Annotated in this window: 23 protein-coding genes; all 23 read right to left on the bottom strand. The window is 65.3% G+C overall.

Annotated elements, in window-relative coordinates; all coding sequences use genetic code 11:
• Positions 1-13 precede the first annotated feature (13 nt).
• The 23 genes from V6F88_RS09275 to V6F88_RS09165 all read right to left on the bottom strand — a co-directional run bounded on the left by V6F88_RS09275 (position 14) and on the right by V6F88_RS09165 (position 16,527).
• On the bottom strand, positions 14-418 hold the full coding sequence (locus tag V6F88_RS09275) for a helix-turn-helix domain-containing protein (protein WP_332609070.1): 405 nt from the start codon (positions 416-418) through the stop codon (positions 14-16).
• Between the two features lie 137 nt (positions 419-555).
• Entirely contained in the window at positions 556-1,347 is a 792-nt protein-coding gene (tatC, locus tag V6F88_RS09270; protein ID WP_332609069.1) for a twin-arginine translocase subunit TatC, read from the bottom strand.
• Entirely contained in the window at positions 1,344-1,922 is a 579-nt protein-coding gene (gene tatB / locus V6F88_RS09265; RefSeq protein ID WP_332609068.1) for a Sec-independent protein translocase protein TatB, read from the bottom strand. Before tatB ends, tatC begins: the two co-directional genes overlap by 4 nt.
• Before the next feature lie 74 nt (positions 1,923-1,996).
• Positions 1,997-2,224: a Sec-independent protein translocase subunit TatA gene (gene tatA, locus V6F88_RS09260; protein ID WP_046805260.1), complete on the bottom strand. Its 228-nt coding sequence runs from the start codon at positions 2,222-2,224 to the stop codon at positions 1,997-1,999.
• A gap of 14 nt (positions 2,225-2,238) precedes the next feature.
• Positions 2,239-2,607, bottom strand: coding sequence for a histidine triad nucleotide-binding protein (locus V6F88_RS09255; RefSeq protein WP_332609065.1), 369 nt, complete (start codon positions 2,605-2,607; stop codon positions 2,239-2,241).
• A 16-nt stretch (positions 2,608-2,623) separates the two neighbouring features.
• Positions 2,624-2,974 carry a phosphoribosyl-ATP diphosphatase gene (locus tag V6F88_RS09250; RefSeq protein WP_046805262.1) on the bottom strand — a complete coding sequence of 117 codons (351 nt, stop codon included), beginning with the start codon at positions 2,972-2,974 and terminating at the stop codon, positions 2,624-2,626.
• On the bottom strand, positions 2,971-3,375 hold the full coding sequence (gene hisI, locus V6F88_RS09245; RefSeq protein WP_332609064.1) for a phosphoribosyl-AMP cyclohydrolase: 405 nt from the start codon (positions 3,373-3,375) through the stop codon (positions 2,971-2,973). The genes V6F88_RS09250 and hisI overlap by 4 nt, the downstream gene beginning before the upstream one ends.
• 2 nt (positions 3,376-3,377) lie before the next feature.
• Positions 3,378-4,199, bottom strand: a complete 822-nt coding sequence (hisF, locus tag V6F88_RS09240; protein WP_332609063.1) for an imidazole glycerol phosphate synthase subunit HisF — start codon at positions 4,197-4,199, stop codon at positions 3,378-3,380.
• The gene (hisA, locus tag V6F88_RS09235; protein WP_046805342.1) at positions 4,196-4,936 is read right to left on the bottom strand and encodes a 1-(5-phosphoribosyl)-5-[(5-phosphoribosylamino)methylideneamino]imidazole-4-carboxamide isomerase; all 741 of its coding nucleotides are present in this window, start codon (positions 4,934-4,936) and stop codon (positions 4,196-4,198) included. Before hisA ends, hisF begins: the two co-directional genes overlap by 4 nt.
• Before the next feature lie 56 nt (positions 4,937-4,992).
• On the bottom strand, positions 4,993-5,691 hold the full coding sequence (locus V6F88_RS09230) for an imidazole glycerol phosphate synthase subunit HisH (RefSeq protein ID WP_104144701.1): 699 nt from the start codon (positions 5,689-5,691) through the stop codon (positions 4,993-4,995).
• Positions 5,692-5,725: 34 nt separating this feature from the next.
• Entirely contained in the window at positions 5,726-6,313 is a 588-nt protein-coding gene (hisB, locus tag V6F88_RS09225; protein WP_006216836.1) for an imidazoleglycerol-phosphate dehydratase HisB, read from the bottom strand.
• A 1-nt stretch (position 6,314) separates the two neighbouring features.
• Complete coding sequence (gene hisC / locus V6F88_RS09220; RefSeq protein ID WP_332609058.1) at positions 6,315-7,421, bottom strand: histidinol-phosphate transaminase; 1,107 nt, start codon at positions 7,419-7,421, stop codon at positions 6,315-6,317.
• Positions 7,418-8,722 (bottom strand): histidinol dehydrogenase, encoded by a 1,305-nt coding sequence (gene hisD / locus V6F88_RS09215; RefSeq protein ID WP_332609057.1) that lies wholly within the window; start codon positions 8,720-8,722, stop codon positions 7,418-7,420. Before hisD ends, hisC begins: the two co-directional genes overlap by 4 nt.
• A gap of 54 nt (positions 8,723-8,776) precedes the next feature.
• Entirely contained in the window at positions 8,777-9,454 is a 678-nt protein-coding gene (gene hisG / locus V6F88_RS09210; protein WP_100853529.1) for an ATP phosphoribosyltransferase, read from the bottom strand.
• 76 nt (positions 9,455-9,530) lie between these two features.
• Entirely contained in the window at positions 9,531-10,799 is a 1,269-nt protein-coding gene (gene murA / locus V6F88_RS09205; RefSeq protein WP_332609056.1) for a UDP-N-acetylglucosamine 1-carboxyvinyltransferase, read from the bottom strand.
• Positions 10,799-11,044, bottom strand: a complete 246-nt coding sequence (locus tag V6F88_RS09200; RefSeq protein WP_046805270.1) for a BolA family protein — start codon at positions 11,042-11,044, stop codon at positions 10,799-10,801. The genes murA and V6F88_RS09200 overlap by 1 nt, the downstream gene beginning before the upstream one ends.
• Before the next feature lie 5 nt (positions 11,045-11,049).
• Entirely contained in the window at positions 11,050-11,862 is an 813-nt protein-coding gene (locus tag V6F88_RS09195) for an ABC transporter permease (RefSeq protein ID WP_332609054.1), read from the bottom strand.
• A complete protein-coding gene (locus tag V6F88_RS09190) occupies positions 11,859-12,671 on the bottom strand; it encodes an ABC transporter ATP-binding protein (RefSeq protein WP_332609053.1) in 813 nt (270 codons plus the stop codon). Before V6F88_RS09190 ends, V6F88_RS09195 begins: the two co-directional genes overlap by 4 nt.
• Positions 12,672-12,844: 173 nt before the next feature.
• The gene (locus V6F88_RS09185; protein WP_332609052.1) at positions 12,845-13,474 is read right to left on the bottom strand and encodes an MlaC/ttg2D family ABC transporter substrate-binding protein; all 630 of its coding nucleotides are present in this window, start codon (positions 13,472-13,474) and stop codon (positions 12,845-12,847) included.
• Between the two features lie 39 nt (positions 13,475-13,513).
• Positions 13,514-14,314: an MlaA family lipoprotein gene (locus V6F88_RS09180; protein WP_332609051.1), complete on the bottom strand. Its 801-nt coding sequence runs from the start codon at positions 14,312-14,314 to the stop codon at positions 13,514-13,516.
• Between the two features lie 81 nt (positions 14,315-14,395).
• Positions 14,396-14,893, bottom strand: coding sequence for an outer membrane lipid asymmetry maintenance protein MlaD (gene mlaD / locus V6F88_RS09175; RefSeq protein ID WP_046805343.1), 498 nt, complete (start codon positions 14,891-14,893; stop codon positions 14,396-14,398).
• 12 nt (positions 14,894-14,905) lie between these two features.
• Positions 14,906-15,694: a lipid asymmetry maintenance ABC transporter permease subunit MlaE gene (gene mlaE / locus V6F88_RS09170; protein WP_332609048.1), complete on the bottom strand. Its 789-nt coding sequence runs from the start codon at positions 15,692-15,694 to the stop codon at positions 14,906-14,908.
• Positions 15,691-16,527: an ABC transporter ATP-binding protein gene (locus tag V6F88_RS09165; protein WP_332609047.1), complete on the bottom strand. Its 837-nt coding sequence runs from the start codon at positions 16,525-16,527 to the stop codon at positions 15,691-15,693. Before V6F88_RS09165 ends, mlaE begins: the two co-directional genes overlap by 4 nt.
• Positions 16,528-16,588 lie beyond the last annotated feature (61 nt).

Here is a 16,588-nt window from a genome sequence, read left to right as displayed (position 1 = left end):
GCCAGCTACAACGCTAGCCATTGCGCGACTTATCCGCTAACAGTCGAACCACCGACAGCACGGCCCGCTTCGTGGTGTCGGGCTGGTGTTGCAGGATGGCGCCGATTTCGGCGCAGTAGCCGTCCACCACGGGCTTGCACGACTTTGGCATGGCGGGCGGCTGTGAGCCGTACCCGGGCGGCAGGCTGCTGGCGCCCGATTCCGTGGGGCCCAACACGCCGTCGCTCAGCCAGGGCACGCTGGTGTCCAGCGCTTTGGCCAGACGTAGCAGCGTCGTGCGGGACGGCGAGTAATCTTCCCCACGCGTTAGGATCCGATGGATGCAGGATTGCGGCACGCCGGAAAGGCGCGCCAACTGGTTTTGACTATGGATGCCACGCCACCGCATCAGGGCGCGTAGCCTTTGAGCAGGCGACATGCCTGCAATGTAGAGTCGCGCGCGGCAGCCCACAAGGGTGAAACAGTCCTATACCGGCCCCCTTCGTGCGATGCGCGAAGCAAAAACGCAAAGGGCCGCCGAAGCGACCCTTTCAGACGATGCCATGCCAGCCGGTGTCAGTGCCGTTCGGTTAGCGAATCGGACACGGCGTCGTCGGCCGCGCCGGGCTTGGGCTGCACCATGCGGGCGCAGATCAGCCCCACTTCGTAAAGCAGGCAAAGCGGCACGGCCAGCATGAACTGGCTGACCACGTCCGGCGGCGTGACCACCGCCGCGATGATGAAGGCGCCGACCACCACGTAACCACGCGCGGCCCGCAGCTTGGACAGCTCGACTATGCCCATCTTCACCAGCAACACCACGGCCACGGGCACTTCGAACGTGATGCCGAATGCCATGAACATCGTCATGACGAAGCTGAGGTAGGCCTCGATGTCCGGCGCCGGGGTGATGGACTGCGGCGCGAACGTGGCAATGAAATGGAACACCGTGCGAAACACGACGAAGTAGCAGAACGCCATGCCCGCGATGAACAGGAACGTGCTGGAGACGATCAGCGGCAGCGCCAGGCGCTTTTCGTGGCGGTACAGACCGGGCGCCACGAAGGCCCACGCCTGGTACAGCACCACGGGCAGCGCCACGATGAAGGCCGCCATCATGGTGACCTTGACGGGCACCATGAACGGCGTGATGACGCCCGTGGCGATCATGCGCGTGCCTTCGGGCAGCGAGGCCAGCATCGGCGCGGCCAGCACGTCATAGATGGCCGAGGCGCCGGGGTAGATGAACAGCACGATGAACACGGCCACGACGGCGCCCACGGCGCGCAACAATCGGGTCCGCAATTCGACCAGGTGAGAGATGAAGGTCTCTTGCTGGCCTTCTTCTTGAGAGGCGTCCTGGGTCACGTCGGTGTTCCGGAGGGCGGGACGGGCTTGGCGGCGGGCGCGGCGTCGTCAGCCGTGGGCGCGCGGGGCGCCGGGGCGGGTTGTGATGGGATGGGCGCGGCAGGCGCCGTGGCGGTATCGGCCGCCGGCGGCAAGTCCAGGTCCAGGCTGTGGTTCTGGCTGGGCGGCGCGATGGTGCGGGCGGGCTCGGTGGCGGCTGCCAGCGGGGCTGCGGGCGTGGCGGCGGCGGCGGGCGCATCGCCCACGATCACCGGCGCGACCTTGCCATTGGCCTCGCGGGCCACTTCGTCCAGTTCGGCACGGAACTGCTGCACCGGTTCCTGCAAGGACGCGTGTGTTTCGTTCAGCGACTGCTGCACGCCCTGCGCGGCGTCTTCCATTTCGCTTTTGAATTTGCGCAGCTCGTCGATTTCGATTTCGCGCTGGATATCGGACTTCACGTCGTTGACGTAACGCTGCGCTCGCCCCAACAGGTGACCGACGGTGCGGGCAACCTTGGGCAGGCGTTCGGGGCCAATGACGATCAAGGCGACGACGCCGATCACCATCAGTTCAGTGAGGCTGACATCAAACATTCGACGGCCGCTCGGGAATTGAAGCAATAAGGGCCGGCCCCGTTGGGGGCGGGCCCGGGAGACGAGCCGGGGGCTCAGGAGTTGGTCTTTTCCTTGGCTTGCACGTCGATGGTTTCACCGGACACGCGCTGTTGCGCGATCGGGTCGGCGGGCTTGTCGCCGTTGGCGTCCTTCATGCCTTCCTTGAAACCCTTCACCGCACCGCCCAGATCCGAGCCGATGTTGCGCAGTTTCTTGGTGCCGAAAATCAGCGCCACGATGACCAGAACGACCAACCAATGCCAAATGCTGAAACTACCCATGATGTTTCTCCGAATTACGCGGTGGGGGCCACGCGTCCTTTCCAGGGTCGCGAGCCGCCGATGATGTGGAAATGCAAATGCGGGACTTCCTGGCCGCCTTCGACGCCAGAGTTGATCATGATGCGAAATCCGCCATCAGGGCCCGGACGGCAACCGTTTTCGGCTGCTAGCCGCGGCGCCAACGACATCATTCTACCCAACCAACCTGCGTCCTCGGCCGTAATATCCTGCATGGATGTGACATGACGTCGAGGGATCAGCAGCAAATGTACCGGTGCTGCCGGATTGATATCGTGAAATGCAACAAAGTCCTCGTTCTCATAGACCTTCTTGGACGGGATGTCGCCAGCGGCGATCTTGCAAAAAAGACAGTTGTCGCTCATTTTCCGGGCTCCGGGGTCAGTCTTTGGGGCGGCTGGCTTTTTCCGCCAGGCCCGACAGGCCTTCGCGGCGGGCCAATTCGGCCAGTACGTCTTCCGGCCGCAGCTTGAAGTGCGTCAGCGCGACCAGGCAGTGAAACCACAGGTCGGCCGTTTCGCTGACGATGCGATCCGGCACGCCGTCTTTGGCGGCCATGACCAGTTCCGTGGCTTCTTCGCCGATCTTCTTCAGGAAGGAATCGGGGCCCTTGGCCAGCAGCTTGGCGGAATAGGACGCGGCCGGGTCGCCGCCGTTTTCGGGGCGGCGGGTTTCCAGCGTGTCGGCGATGCGTGCCAGGATATCGGCGGCGCTTAGCGTTTGATCGGTCATTTGTAGATCAGTTCGGGGTCTTTCAGCACCGGGTCAACCGTGACCCAGGATGCCTGGTCCGTCGGCCCTTCCAGGCGGCGGAAAAAACAGCTGGCGCGCCCGGTGTGGCAGGCGATGCCGCCTTCCTGGTGCACTTTCAGCAAGATCACGTCGCCATCGCAATCCAGGCGCAATTCGTGCACTTCCTGCACGTGGCCCGACTCTTCGCCCTTGCGCCACAGGCGCTGGCGCGAACGCGACCAGTACACGGCGCGGCCGGTGGCGGCCGTTTCGGCCAGGGATTCGCGGTTCATCCAGGCGACCATCATGATCTGGCCGTTTTGGGCATCTTGGGCGATGGCGGGGATCAGGCCGTTTTCGTCAAAGACGACGTCGGCCATCCAGGCGGGTTCGGTGCTCATAGTTAATCCAACCGTACGGTAATGCCTTGTTCGGCCATGAAGCGCTTGCACTCGCCAACGGTGTGCTGGCCAAAGTGGAAGATGCTGGCGGCCAGCACGGCGCTGGCGCGGCCGGTGGTGACGCCATCGGCCAGGTGTTGCAGGTTGCCCACGCCACCCGAGGCGATGACGGGCACCGGCACGGCGTCGGATACGGCGCGCGTCAATTCCAGGTCAAAACCGGACTTGGTGCCGTCGCGGTCCATGCTGGTCAAGAGAATTTCGCCCGCGCCGTAGGCGGCCATGCGGCGCGCCCAGGCCACGGCGTCCAGCCCGGTGGCCTTGCGGCCGCCATGGGTGAAGACTTCCCAGCGCGCGGGTTCGCCGTCGGCCGACACGCGCCGCGCGTCAATGGCCACCACCACGCATTGCGAGCCGTGGTAGTCGGACGCGGCGCGCACCAGTTCGGGGTTGGCCACGGCGGCGCTATTGATGCTGATCTTGTCGGCGCCGGCATTCAGCAGGCGCTGAATGTCGGACACCTGGCGCACGCCGCCGCCCACGGTCAGCGGGATGAAAACCTGCGACGCCACCTGCTCGATAATGGGCAGGATCAGGTCGCGGCCGTCGCTGGTGGCGGTGATGTCCAGGAACGTCAGTTCGTCCGCGCCTTGCTCGTTGTAGCGGCGGGCGATCTCGACGGGGTCGCCCGCGTCCAGCAGGTTGACGAAATTCACGCCCTTGACGACGCGGCCGGCGGTGACGTCAAGGCAGGGGATGATGCGGCGGGTCAGCGCGCTTGCTACGGGCGCGCCGGCCTCGGTGCTGCTGGGAGAGAGGGTCATTTTGCCAATTCGTCGGCGCGCGCCTGCGCGGCTTGGAAATCAAGCGTGCCTTCGTAGATGCTGCGGCCCAGGATGGCGCCTTCGACGCCCTCTTCCTCGACGGCGCACAGGGCTTCGATGTCCTGGATGCCGGCGATGCCGCCCGAGGCGTAAACGGGGATGCGCACGTGTTGGGCCAGGCGCACCGTGGCTTCGACGTTGACGCCCGACAGCATGCCGTCACGGCCGATATCGGTGTAGATGATGGCTTCGCAACCGTAATCTTCGAACTTCTTGGCCAGGTCCAGCACATCGTGGCGGGTCAGCTTGCTCCAGCCGTCGGTGGCGATCTTGCCGTCGCGGGCGTCCAGGCCAACGATGATCTGACCGGGGAAAGCACCGCAGGCGTCTTGCAGGAAGCCCGGGTTCTTGACCGCGGCGGTGCCGATGATCACGTAGGAGATGCCGGCATCAAGGTAGCGTTCGATGGTGTCGAGGTCGCGAATCCCGCCGCCGATCTGGACGGGGATGTCGTCGCCGACGGCTTCCAGAATGGCCTTGATGGGCGCTTCGTTCTTCGGCTTTCCGGCAACGGCGCCGTTCAGGTCGACCAGATGCAGGCGACGCGCGCCTTGGTCGAGCCAACGGGTGGCCATGGCGGCGGGGTCTTCGGAGAACACCGTTGCATCGTCCAGGTCACCCTGGCGCAGGCGCACGCAGCGCCCGTCTTTGAGATCGATGGCGGGGATCAGCAGCATGGTGGGCAGCAAAAAAGAAAGAGGGGTTGAATGGGCTGGCGCTGTCGGCTCTATGCCTACGGCTGCCAGTCTACAAAATTGCGATACAGGCGCAAACCGTGCTCGGCGCTCTTTTCGGGGTGGAACTGCACCGCGAAAATGTTAGCCGCCGCCACTGCGCAGGTAAAGGCGACGCCGTAATCGGTTTCACCAACTGTCAGGCCGGAATCGTCCGGATCGGCGTAGTAACTATGGACGAAATAGAAGTGCGTGTCGTCCGGAATGCCGTCCCAGATGGGATGAGAGCGCGTCTGGCGGACTTTGTTCCATCCCATGTGCGGCACTTTGAGCCGTTCGGGGCGGGTGTCGGCCAGGCCCGCGTCGCCGGTGTCTGCCAGGCAGGCTTCGTCATCGGCGGGGATCAGGTCGGCGAAACGGGGGCCGGAAAAGCGGCGTACCAGGCCGGGGAACAAGCCCAGGCACGACGTGCCGCCTTCTTCGCTGGAATCAAACAACATCTGCTCGCCCACGCACACGCCTAACAGGGGCTTGTTGCGGGCGGCGCGCACGACGGCTTCGCGCAGGCCGGATTCATTCAGGGTCCGCATGCAGTCCGCCATCGCGCCCTGCCCGGGAAACACCACGCGGTCGGCCGCGTCGATGTCTTTGGGCTGGTTGCAGATGCGGACGTCCGCGTCGGGGGCGGCGAACTTCAGGGCGCGTGCGACGGAATGGAAATTGCCCATTCCGTAATCGACGATGGCGATAGTGGTCACTTCTTTTGCCTGCTGCGGTGGGGGTTGGCGAACGTTACAGCACGCCCTTGGTGGACGGCACCACGTCGCCCATGCGCGGATCGACTTCCATGGCCATGCGCAGGGCGCGGCCACAGGCCTTGAACACGGTTTCAGCCTGATGGTGGGCGTTGAAGCCGCGCAGGTTGTCGATATGCAGGGTGATGAGGGCGTGGTTGACCAGCCCCTGGAAGAACTCGCGCGTCAGGTCTACATCAAAATTGCCGATGTGGGCGCGCGTGAACGGGATGTGATATTCCAGGCCGGGGCGGCCCGAGAAGTCCACCACGACGCGCGACAGCGCTTCGTCCAGCGGCACATACGCGTGGCCGTAGCGGCGCAGGCCGGCCTTGGTGCCCACGGCCTTGGCAATCGCCATGCCCAGCGTGATGCCGACGTCTTCCACCGTGTGGTGCGCGTCGATGTGCAGGTCGCCCTCGGCCTTGATGTCCAGGTCGATCAGGCCGTGACGCGCGATCTGGTCCAGCATGTGGTCCAGGAAAGGCACGCCCGTGTCGATCGTCTGCTTGCCGGTGCCGTCGATGTTGATGGCCACGCGGATGCGGGTTTCGTTGGTGTTGCGGGTGATTTCTGCGGTACGCATGTTAAGCACTCAAAATCTCTTGCAGGGCAGCCAGCAAGGCGGCGTTCTCGGCCGGGGCGCCCACCGAGATGCGCAGGCAGTTCGCCAGGAGCGGATGGGCGTTGGAAAAGTTGCGAATCAATATTTTGCGCGTTTTCAGCGCAAGATGCACGGCGTTGCCGTCCAGCTTGCCGGAAAAGCGGGCGAGTACGAAGTTGCCGGCGGAAGGGAATACCCTGACGCCCGGCAAGGCGGCCAGCGCGTCGGCCAGCGGTGCGCGGTCGGCGCGCAGGCGCGCGGCCTGTGCGTCCAGCACGGGCTTGTGGCGCAACACCGCCATCAACGTGGCTTGCGTCAGCACGTCCAGGTTGTAGGGCGGGCGCAGCTTGTTCAGTTCGGCGATCCAGTCGGGGTGACCCGCCAGGTAGCCAAAACGCAGGCCGGCCAGGCCGATCTTGGACACCGTGCGCATCACGACCACGTTCGGCGCATCCAGCACCCGCGGCATCCAGGTGCGGTCGGCGAAGGGCTGATAGGCCTCGTCCAGCACCACCAGCCCGGGTGCGGCGGCGATGATGGCCTGCACGTCTTCGTCGGACCACAGGCCGCCGGTGGGGTTGTTGGGCACGGCCAGGAACACCACCTTGGGTTGGTGTTCGCGAATGGCGGCCAGCATCGCCGGCAGATCCAGGGTCAGGTCTTCGGTCAGCGGCACGCCGACAAAGCGCGCGTGGTCAAAGCGCGCCGCCATGTCGAAATAAACGAACGACGGCCACGGCGACAGCACCACGTCGCCCGGATTGCAGCAGGCCTGCACGACGATGTGGATCAGTTCGTCCGAGCCGTTGCCGAACAGCACGTCGGCCGCGCCGGGCACGCCGAACGCGGTCTTCACCGCCTGTTGCAAGGCAGAGAGGTCGGCGGCGGGATAGCGGTTCAGCGGGGTGTCCCGCACGGTGCGGGCGATATCGTCCCGCACCACGTCGGGCAATTCATACGGGCATTCCATCGCGTCCAGCTTGATGCAGCCATCCGCGTGCGCGACCGGGTAGGCGGCCAGCGCGCGGATGTCCGCGCGCACGGTGCCGTCGATGCAGCCAGCGACGCCTGCCGCCGGGGCCGCGCTCATGGTTTGTCGACCCGGTACTGGGCGCTGGCGGCGTGCGCTTGCAGGCCTTCGCCCAGCGCCAGTTCGGCGGCGATGCGGCCCAGCGTTTGCGCGCCCTGGTGCGACACCTGGATCAGGCTGGAGCGCTTTTGGAAGTCGTACACGCCCAGCGGCGACGAGAAGCGCGCGGTGCGGGACGTGGGCAGCACGTGGTTGGGACCCGCGCAGTAGTCACCCAGCGCTTCCGAGCTGAAACGGCCCATGAAGATGGCGCCGGCATGGCGGATCTTGGCGGTCCAGATTTCGGGCTGTTCGGTGGAAATTTCCAGGTGCTCGGGCGCGATGTCGTTGGCGATCTGGCAGGCTTCTTCCAGGCTTTGGACCTGGATCAGCGCGCCGCGATTGGCCAGGCTGACGCGCAGGATGTCGGCGCGCGGCATCGTGGGCAGCAGGCGCGCGATGGCGGCTTGCACTTCTTCGATGAACGCGGCGTCCGGGCACAGCAGGATGGACTGCGCCAGTTCGTCGTGCTCGGCTTGCGAGAACAAATCCATGGCGATCCAGTCGGCAGGCGTCTTGCCGTCGCAGATGACCAGGATTTCGCTGGGGCCGGCAATCATGTCGATGCCGACCACGCCGAACACGCGGCGCTTGGCGGCGGCCACATAGGCATTGCCCGGGCCGACGATCTTGTCCACGGCGGGCACGGTGTCCGTGCCGTAAGCCAGGGCACCCACGGCTTGCGCGCCACCGATGGCGAACACGCGGTCCACGCCGCTGATGGCGGCGGCCGCCAGCACGATGGGGTTGCGCACGCCGTCGGGCGTGGGCGTGACCATGATCAGTTCCTGCACGCCCGCCACCTTGGCGGGAATGGCGTTCATCAGCACCGACGACGGATAGGCGGCCTTGCCGCCCGGCACGTACAGGCCCACGCGGTCCAGCGGCGTGACCTGCTGGCCCAGCAGCGTGCCGTCGGCTTCGGTGTAGGTCCAGGTTTCAGCGCGTTGGCGCTCGTGGTAGGCGCGCACGCGGTCGGCAGCGGCTTCCAGCGCGTTGCGTTGCGCGGTGGGCAGCGTGGCCAACGCGGCGTGCCAGTCGGCCTTGGGGATTTCCAGCGTGTCGGCCGATGCGCCGGGCATGCGGTCAAAGCGCTGGGTGTATTCCACCAGCGCGGCGTCGCCGCGCGCGCGCACATCGGCCAGGATGCCGGCCGCGGCGCGGTCGATGGACTCGTCCTCGGTGGCCTCGAAAGCCAGCAGCTTGGACAGGGCGGATTTGAATCCGGGATCGCGGGAATCAAGACGATTGATCAGGGCCATGGCGTCATGCAGCAAAGCGAATAGCGGCCGCCGCGGTATCGCGGCGGGCGGAGGTCAGGCGTTGCGGGAGGCGGCTCTTTCGAAGGCGTCCAGCAAGGGTTGCAGGCGGGCGCCGCGAGTTTTGAGCGCGGCCTGGTTGACGATCAGGCGCGATGAAATCGGCATGACGTCTTCGACCGCGACCAGGTCGTTGGCGCGCAGCGTGCCACCGGTGGACACCAGGTCCACGATGCAGTCGGCCAGGCCGACCAGCGGCGCCAATTCCATCGAACCATACAGCTTGATGATGTCCACGTACACACCCTTGGCCGCGAAGTGTTCACGGGCTGAGTGCACGTATTTGGTGGCGACGCGCAGACGCGCGCCCTGGTGCACCGCGCCTTCGTAGTCAAAGCCGTTGCGCACGGCCACGGCCAGGCGGCACTTGGCGATGTTCAGGTCGATGGGTTGGTACAGGCCACCGGGCTGTTCCTTGGCGTGCTCGATCAGCACGTCCTTGCCCGCGATGCCCAGGTCCGCCGCGCCGTACTGCACGTAGGTGGGCACGTCCGAGGCGCGCACGATGATCAGGCGCAGGCCGGGGTCGCTGGTGGGCAAAATCAGCTTGCGCGAGCTTTCCGGGCTTTCCGTGACTTCGATGCCGGCTTCGGCCAGCAACGGCATGGTTTCTTCAAAAATCCGGCCCTTGGACAGCGCCAGGGTCAGGGGCTTCATCGTGGTGGCATTGTTCATTGCCGGGCAGCCTCAAAATGAACGGACCCACTCGGGGGGCAGCAAGCCGAAGGCGCAGCGTGGGGGCTACTACATTTCATGCCTGTTCCTTGCCGGTCACGCGTTGGATGTTCGCGCCCAGGGCGCGCAGTTTGACTTCCATCTGGTCGTAGCCACGATCCAGGTGGTAGATGCGGTCGACCAGCGTGTCGCCATCGGCGGCCAGGCCGGCGATGACCAGGCTGGCGGACGCGCGCAAATCGGTGGCCATGACGGTGGCGCCCGACAGGCGCTTCACGCCACGCACCACGGCGGTGTGGCCGTCGATGTCGATGTCGGCGCCCATGCGGCGCAGTTCCTGCACGTGCATGTAGCGGTTTTCGAAGATCGTTTCGACGATGACGGACGTGCCTTCGGCCACGGCGTTCAGCGCCATGAGCTGGGCCTGCATGTCGGTGGCGAAGCCGGGATATTCATGCGTGCGGAACCCGACGGCCTTGGGGCGGGTGGACATCGCGCCCCGGATCCAGTCGGGGCCGGTTTCGATGGTCAGGCCGGCGTCGGCCAGCTTGTCCAGCGTGGCGCCCAGGATGGCGGGGTCGGTGTTGGTCAGGCGGATGTCGCCACCCGCCGCGCCCACGGCACACAGGAAGGTGCCGGCTTCGATGCGGTCGGAGATGACGCGGTGCTCGGCGCCATGCAGGCGCTCAACGCCGTCGATCACGATACGGCCGGTGCCGTGCCCCTGAATGCGGGCGCCCATCTTGATAAGCAGTTCGGCCAGGTCCACCACTTCCGGTTCGCAAGCCGCGTTTTCCAGCACGGTCTGGCCCTCGGCCAGCACGGCGGCCATCAGCAGGTTCTCGGTGCCGGTAACGGTGACCATGTCGGTGCGCACCGACGCGCCCTTCAAGCGCTTGGCGCGCGCGACGACGAAGCCGTGTTCGATGCTGATTTCCGCGCCCAGCGCGGCCAGGCCCTTGATGTGCTGGTCCACCGGCCGCTGGCCGATGGTGCAGCCGCCCGGCAGGCTGACGCGGGCTTCGCCGAAGCGGGCCAGCAACGGGCCCAGCACCAGGATCGACGCGCGCATCGTCTTGACCAGGTCGTACGGCGCTTCCAGCTTGTCGACGCGGTCGGCTTGCAGCGTCACCACGCCGTCGGTGCCGCGCGTGGCTTGCATGCCCATGCGCGCCAGCAGGCGCAGCATCGTGGCCGTGTCATTCAGGTGCGGCACGTTGGTCAGCGTCAGCGCGTCGGCGGTCAGGAGGCCGGCGCACAGAATCGGCAGGGCCGAATTCTTGGCGCCGGAAATCGAGATCTCGCCGTGCAGGGGCGTACCGCCGATGATGCGCAGCTTATCCATTACTTGCCTGCTTGCTGGTATTCGTCAGGTGTCAGCGTGCGCATCGACAGCGCGTGGATCTCGGCCTTCATGCGGTCGCCCAGCGCGGCATAAACCATTTGATGACGCTGGATCAGGCGTTTGCCTTCAAAGGCCGCGCTGACGATGACGGCGTCGAAGTGCGAGCCGTCGCCTTGCACGTCAAGATGTTCACAGGACAGGCCGTCCGCGATGTATTGGCGGACTTGCGCGGGAGTGGGAAGCATGGACGTCAGTTCCTGAGTTTGTAGCCGCTGGCCAGAAGCCGCAGCGCGTAAAGCGAGAGTGCCAGGAATACCCCCGTCACCACCGCCAGGCTGCGCCAGGGCGAGACGTCCGACACCGAGAAGAATCCGTAGCGGAAGCCGTCGATGGCGTAGAAGATGGGGTTCCAGTGGGACACGGCCTGCCAGAAAGGCGGCAGGGTGTGTATGGAATAGAACACGCCGGACAGGAACGTCGCGGGCATGATCAGAAAGTTCTGGAAGGCGGCCAGCTGGTCGAACTTTTCGGACCACAGGCCCGCCACCACGCCCAGCACGGCCATGATGCCGCAGGACAGCACCGCGAACACCAGCAGCCACAGCGGGTTGGCCGGCACCAGCGACACAAAGCACAGCGCGACGAACCACACGAACACGCCCACGGTCAGGCCGCGCACCACGGCCGCCAGCACGAACGCGCCGAAGATGTCACGGTGCGACAGCGGCGGCAGCAGCATGAACACCAGGTTGCCCGTGATGCGGCTTTGGATCAGCGACGAAGATGGGTTGGCAAACGCGTTCTGCAACATGCTCATCATCATCAGGCCGGGAATGAGGAACGCGGTGTACGGCACGGTGCCATACACCATCAGGCGCCCTTCCAGCACGTGCGCGAAGACCAGCAGGTACAGCAGTGCCGTGATGACGGGCGCGGCAATGGTCTGGAAACCCACCTTCCAGAAGCGCAGCAATTCCTTGCGCAGCAGGGTCGGAAAGCCGGAGCCCGCGTCCAGGCGGGGCTGCACCAGCGGCTGGCTGGCGGTCGCGTTGGGCTGCGTCATGACGAGATCTCTTCGGGTTGCAGGGCGGGCGCGGCGGGTTCATCACCCTGGTGCATGATGCGCACGAACGCGTCTTCCAGGTCGACGCCGCCCACGCGCGCCATCAGCGCCTGCGTGGTGTCCAGCGCCACGATGCGGCCGCGCTTGAGCATGGCGATGCGGCCGCACAGGGCTTCCGCTTCTTCCAGGTAGTGCGTGGTCAGCATGATGGTGTGGCCAGCCTTGTTCAGGCGCGAGATGAACTCCCACAGCGTGCGGCGCAGGTCAACGTCAACGCCGGCGGTGGGTTCGTCCAGCACGATGACCGGCGGCCTGTGCACGAGGGCCTGCGCCACCAGCACGCGGCGCTTCATGCCGCCCGACAGCGCGCGCATGTTGTTGTCGGCCTTGTCGGCCAGGCCCAGGTTGAACAGAATTTCGTCGATCCAGTCGTCGTTGTTGCGCAGGCCGAAGTAGCCGGACTGGATGCGCAGCGTTTCGCGCACCGTGAAGAACGGGTCGTAAACCAGCTCTTGCGGCACCACGCCCAGCGAACGCCGCGCCGACTTGTAGTCGGCGACGACGTCGTACCCACAGACGCTGGCGCGCCCCGACGTGGCATGCGCCAGGCCGGCAAGAATGGAAATCAACGAGGTCTTGCCCGCGCCGTTCGGCCCGAGCAGGCCGAAGAATTCGCCGTGCTCGATATTCAGGCTGACATTGTCCAGCGCTTGAAAGCCGGCGGCGGGCTTGCGCCCAAGCAACTTCTGCCAGCCGCGCACACGCGGCGAGTAGATCTTGGAGACGTTTTCTAGACTGACGGCTGACATGACGGCGGGGGGGTGCCCGAAAAGAGCGAATTGATCATTATATAAGCGCGCCGTGACGGCAAGCGCCTATGGCCCCGGAGGGCCTGGGGGGATGGCGGTTTTATCCGTCCCCGAAATAATCGGCCCGGCGGGCCACAAAGGCGCGCCGGGCCGAAGACAGCCGGAACCCGAAATTACTGGTTGCGCTGGTTCAGGGCCTGGATCAGGCCGTCGATGCCGTTCTGGTTGATCTGCTGCGCAAACTGGTTGCGGTAGTTTTCGATCAGCCAGATGCCTTCGACGTTCATGTCGTAGATCTTCCAGCCTTGGGGCGTCTTTTCCAGACGGTAATCCACGCCGGTGGGCTGGCCGTTGGACTGGCTGATCAGCGTGCGCACGACCACATCGTCGGCCTTGGGGTCGCCACGGAACGGCAGTGCCTTGACGGACGTGCTGGGCGTCACGCGGGTCAGCGCGCCGCTGTAGGTGCGAACCAGCGTGCCACGGAAGGCGTCGGCCAGCGCTTTCTTCTGCTGGTCGGTTGCCTGGCGCCAGAAGCGGCCAGCGGCCAGGCGCGTGGTCTTCTGGAAGTTGACGTAGGGCAGGATGTGCTGGTTGACCACTTCGTTGATCCGGGCGGTGTTGCCGGCCTTGACCGCGCCGTCGGCCTTCAGGACATCAAGGGCTTCGTTGGCGGTGGCCAGCACGAACTGGTCCGGCGCGCCGTTGGGATCGGGCTTGGCCTGGGCAGCGCCGGCCACGGCAAGGCCCAGAAGGCCCGCGAAGGCCAACCGTTGCATCAGGGAAAGAAAAGCAAATCGCATCAAAACTCCTTACGGTACCGATGAACGCAAGCCTAGAGCTTACTTGGTGGCGGGCACGGGTGCCGGGGCAGCCTTGCCGGCGGCAGGGGCATCGTCCTCGTCGTCTTCGTAGTTGGGCAGCGAACCTTCGTCGTCAACCCGGTGGCCCATGACCATGGCGTTGCGGCGTTGCAGGTAGGCGTCGCGGATGAAGCTGTACGGGTCCAGGGCAACGCGGTCGATCGTGTCGGTGGCGTTCAAGAGGCTGGCGCGCGTGTCGACCAGGCGCAGGCCCCACAGGGAATTGCGCAGGCGCACGTTGTCGATGGCGTCGATGCCCATGTAGCCGTAGGTGGTGCCGGCAAGGTCGCCGGCCAGGCCGACGCCGTCACGCACGCTGGACGAACCGAAGATCGGCAGCACCAGGTACGGGCCCTGGCCAAAACCCCACACGCCCAGCGTCGTGCCGAAGTCGTTCGGAATCTTGCGCGCGCCGTTGGCCGAGGCAACGTCAAAGCAGCCGCCCACGCCCATCGTGGTGTTGAACAGGAAGCGGCCCAGCGTGTTCACGAAGTCGTGGCCACGGCCTTGCAGGAAGCTGTTCGTGCCGGACCACAGGTCCGTCATGTTGCTGAAGATGTTGTGCACGCAGCTGCGCACGGGCTGCGGCGTGACATAGGTATACGCCTGGGCGACCGGCTTGAATACCGCGCGGTCCACCGTGTCATTGAACTTGTACACGCCCCGGTTGAAGCCTTCCCACGGATCGCGCGGGTCGGGGTTCTGCGGCGCGGCGCAGCCGGCCATCAGGACACCCGCCGCCGCGATGGTGGCAATTCGGGAAAATGCGTTCTTGTTCATGATCAGGAGATCCCTATCAACGATTCTTATGTTATTGCGATGTCGAGGCGTGACGCCGTTACAGCGTCTTTCGCATCGTCTTTAATTTGGCGCTTTCGCGGCGGGCTCGGACGACGAAGCGCCCTGCTTTTCAGCGGAGCCGTACAGGAACTGGCTGATCAGCTGCTCCAGGACAACCGCGCTCTGTGTATAGCGGATTTTTCCGCCGTCGGTAAAGTTCTCTTCTTCGCTGCCCGCCGTCAGACCCAGGTATTGCTCGCCCAGCAGGCCGGAGGTGAGAATCGAGGCCGAGGAATCCTTCGGAAACTGGTATTCCTTTTCCAGATTCACCGACACGACCGCCTGGAAGGTCTTGTCGTCAAACGTGATGCTGGACACGCGGCCCACCACGACGCCGGCGCTTTTGACGGCCGCGCGCGGTTTCAGGCCGCCTACGTTATCGAAATTGGCCGAAAGCGTATAGGTGGGGGCAAAGGAAAAGGTGCTTAGGTTGCCGGCTCGCAACGCCAGGAACGCCAGAGCGACCGCGCCCAGCAGTACAAACAGGCCTACCCAGAAGTCGGTTTTTTCGCGTGACATGATCAATCCGTTTCAATTTCCAAACATCAAGGCGGTGAGCAGGAAGTCCAGCCCAAGTACCGCCAGGGAACCCACGACCACCGTGCGCGTGGTGGCCCGCGCCACGCCTTCCGGCGTGGGCTTGGCCTGCCAGCCTTCGTAAAGCGCGACCAGCGTGACCGTGATGCCGAACACCACGCTCTTGACGACACCGTTGGCCACGTCGTTCCAGACGTCGACACCGTTTTGCATCTGCGACCAGAAGGCGCCCGCGTCCACGCCGATCATTACGACGCCGACGACCCAGCCGCCCAGGATGCCCACCATGGAGAACACAGCGGCCAGGATGGGCATGGCGATGATGCCGCCCCACAGGCGCGGCACCAGCACGCGGCGGATGGGGTCTACGGCCATGACTTCCATGGCCGACAGCTGTTCGCCCGCTTTCATCAGGCCGATCTCGGCCGTCAGCGAAGTGCCCGCCCGGCCCGCGAACAGCAGCGCGGTGACGACAGGGCCCAATTCGCGCACCAGCGACAACGCCACCAGCAGGCCCAGGGCCTCTTCGGAGCCGTAGCGGTTCAGCGTGTAATAGCCTTGCAGGCCCAGCACAAAGCCCACGAACATGCCGGACACGGCGATGATCAGCAGGGAATAGTTGCCGATGAAGTGGACTTGTTGGGACACCAGGCGCGGCCGCGAGAACACGATGCCGCTGCGCGCCAGCATGCCGCCAAAAAAGCGGGTGAAAAAGCCGATGCCCGAGATTTGCTTGCGCACCCAGCCACCCAGCGCGCCGACCACGTTGTTGGAACCGCTCATGCTTTGCGCCCTTTCTGTGCGGACAGCCACTTCTGGAAAGCAGGCGTGTCGGGATACTGGAACGCGACCGGGCCGTCAGGTTCGCCTTTCAGGAATTGCTGCACGTAAGGGTCTTGCGACGCCGACAACGATTCCGGCGTGCCGGCAGCGGCCAGCTTGCCCTGGCCCACCAGATACACCTGGTCGGCGATGGAAAAGGACTCCTGGACGTCGTGCGTGATCAGCACCGAGGCGCAACCCAGCCGGTCGGCCAGGTGGCGGATCAGGCGGGCGGTGATGCCTAGCGAGATCGGGTCCAGGCCCGCGAAGGGCTCGTCGTACAAAATCAGTTCGGGTTCCAGCACGACGGCGCGGGCCAACGCCACGCGGCGCGCCATGCCGCCGGATATTTCGGCCACCTTCAGATGCGCGGCGGCCCGCAGGCCGACGGCGTCCAGCTTGTCCAGCACCCGGTCGGTGACTTCGGCTTCGGACAGGCGGGTGTGTTCGCGCAGCGGAAACGCCACGTTTTCGAACACGTTCAAATCGGTGAACAACGCGCCTTGCTGGAACAGCACGCCCATGCGCTTGCGCAGGGCCTGCAACTGCGCCGGGGTGACCTGGCCCAGGTCCTGGCCAAACGCCTCTACCCGCCCTTGCTGGGCCAGCAACTGGCCGGTGGCCGCGCGCAATAGCGTGGTCTTACCCGAGCCCGAGCCGCCCATGATGGCGACCACTTCGCCTGCGCGCACTTCCATGGAGATATCGCGCAGGACGGTGAAATCACCGTAGCCGAGCGCTACACCGTCCAGGCGCAGGGCGAATTCCGGGGTGCTGCTTGATTGAGCGGGCATGGGCAACGAAAGAGTGTTTCGGTGGCGGAGCTAGCCCTGCTGGCTTGTCGGCGCGCGGGGC

It is taken from the genome of Achromobacter sp. ESBL13 (assembly GCF_036668755.1).
In the GTDB taxonomy this organism is placed as follows: Bacteria; Pseudomonadota; Gammaproteobacteria; order Burkholderiales; family Burkholderiaceae_B; genus Achromobacter.
Note: the sequence above shows the minus strand (reverse complement) of the source record. Positions and strands in the feature narration are given on the sequence as shown.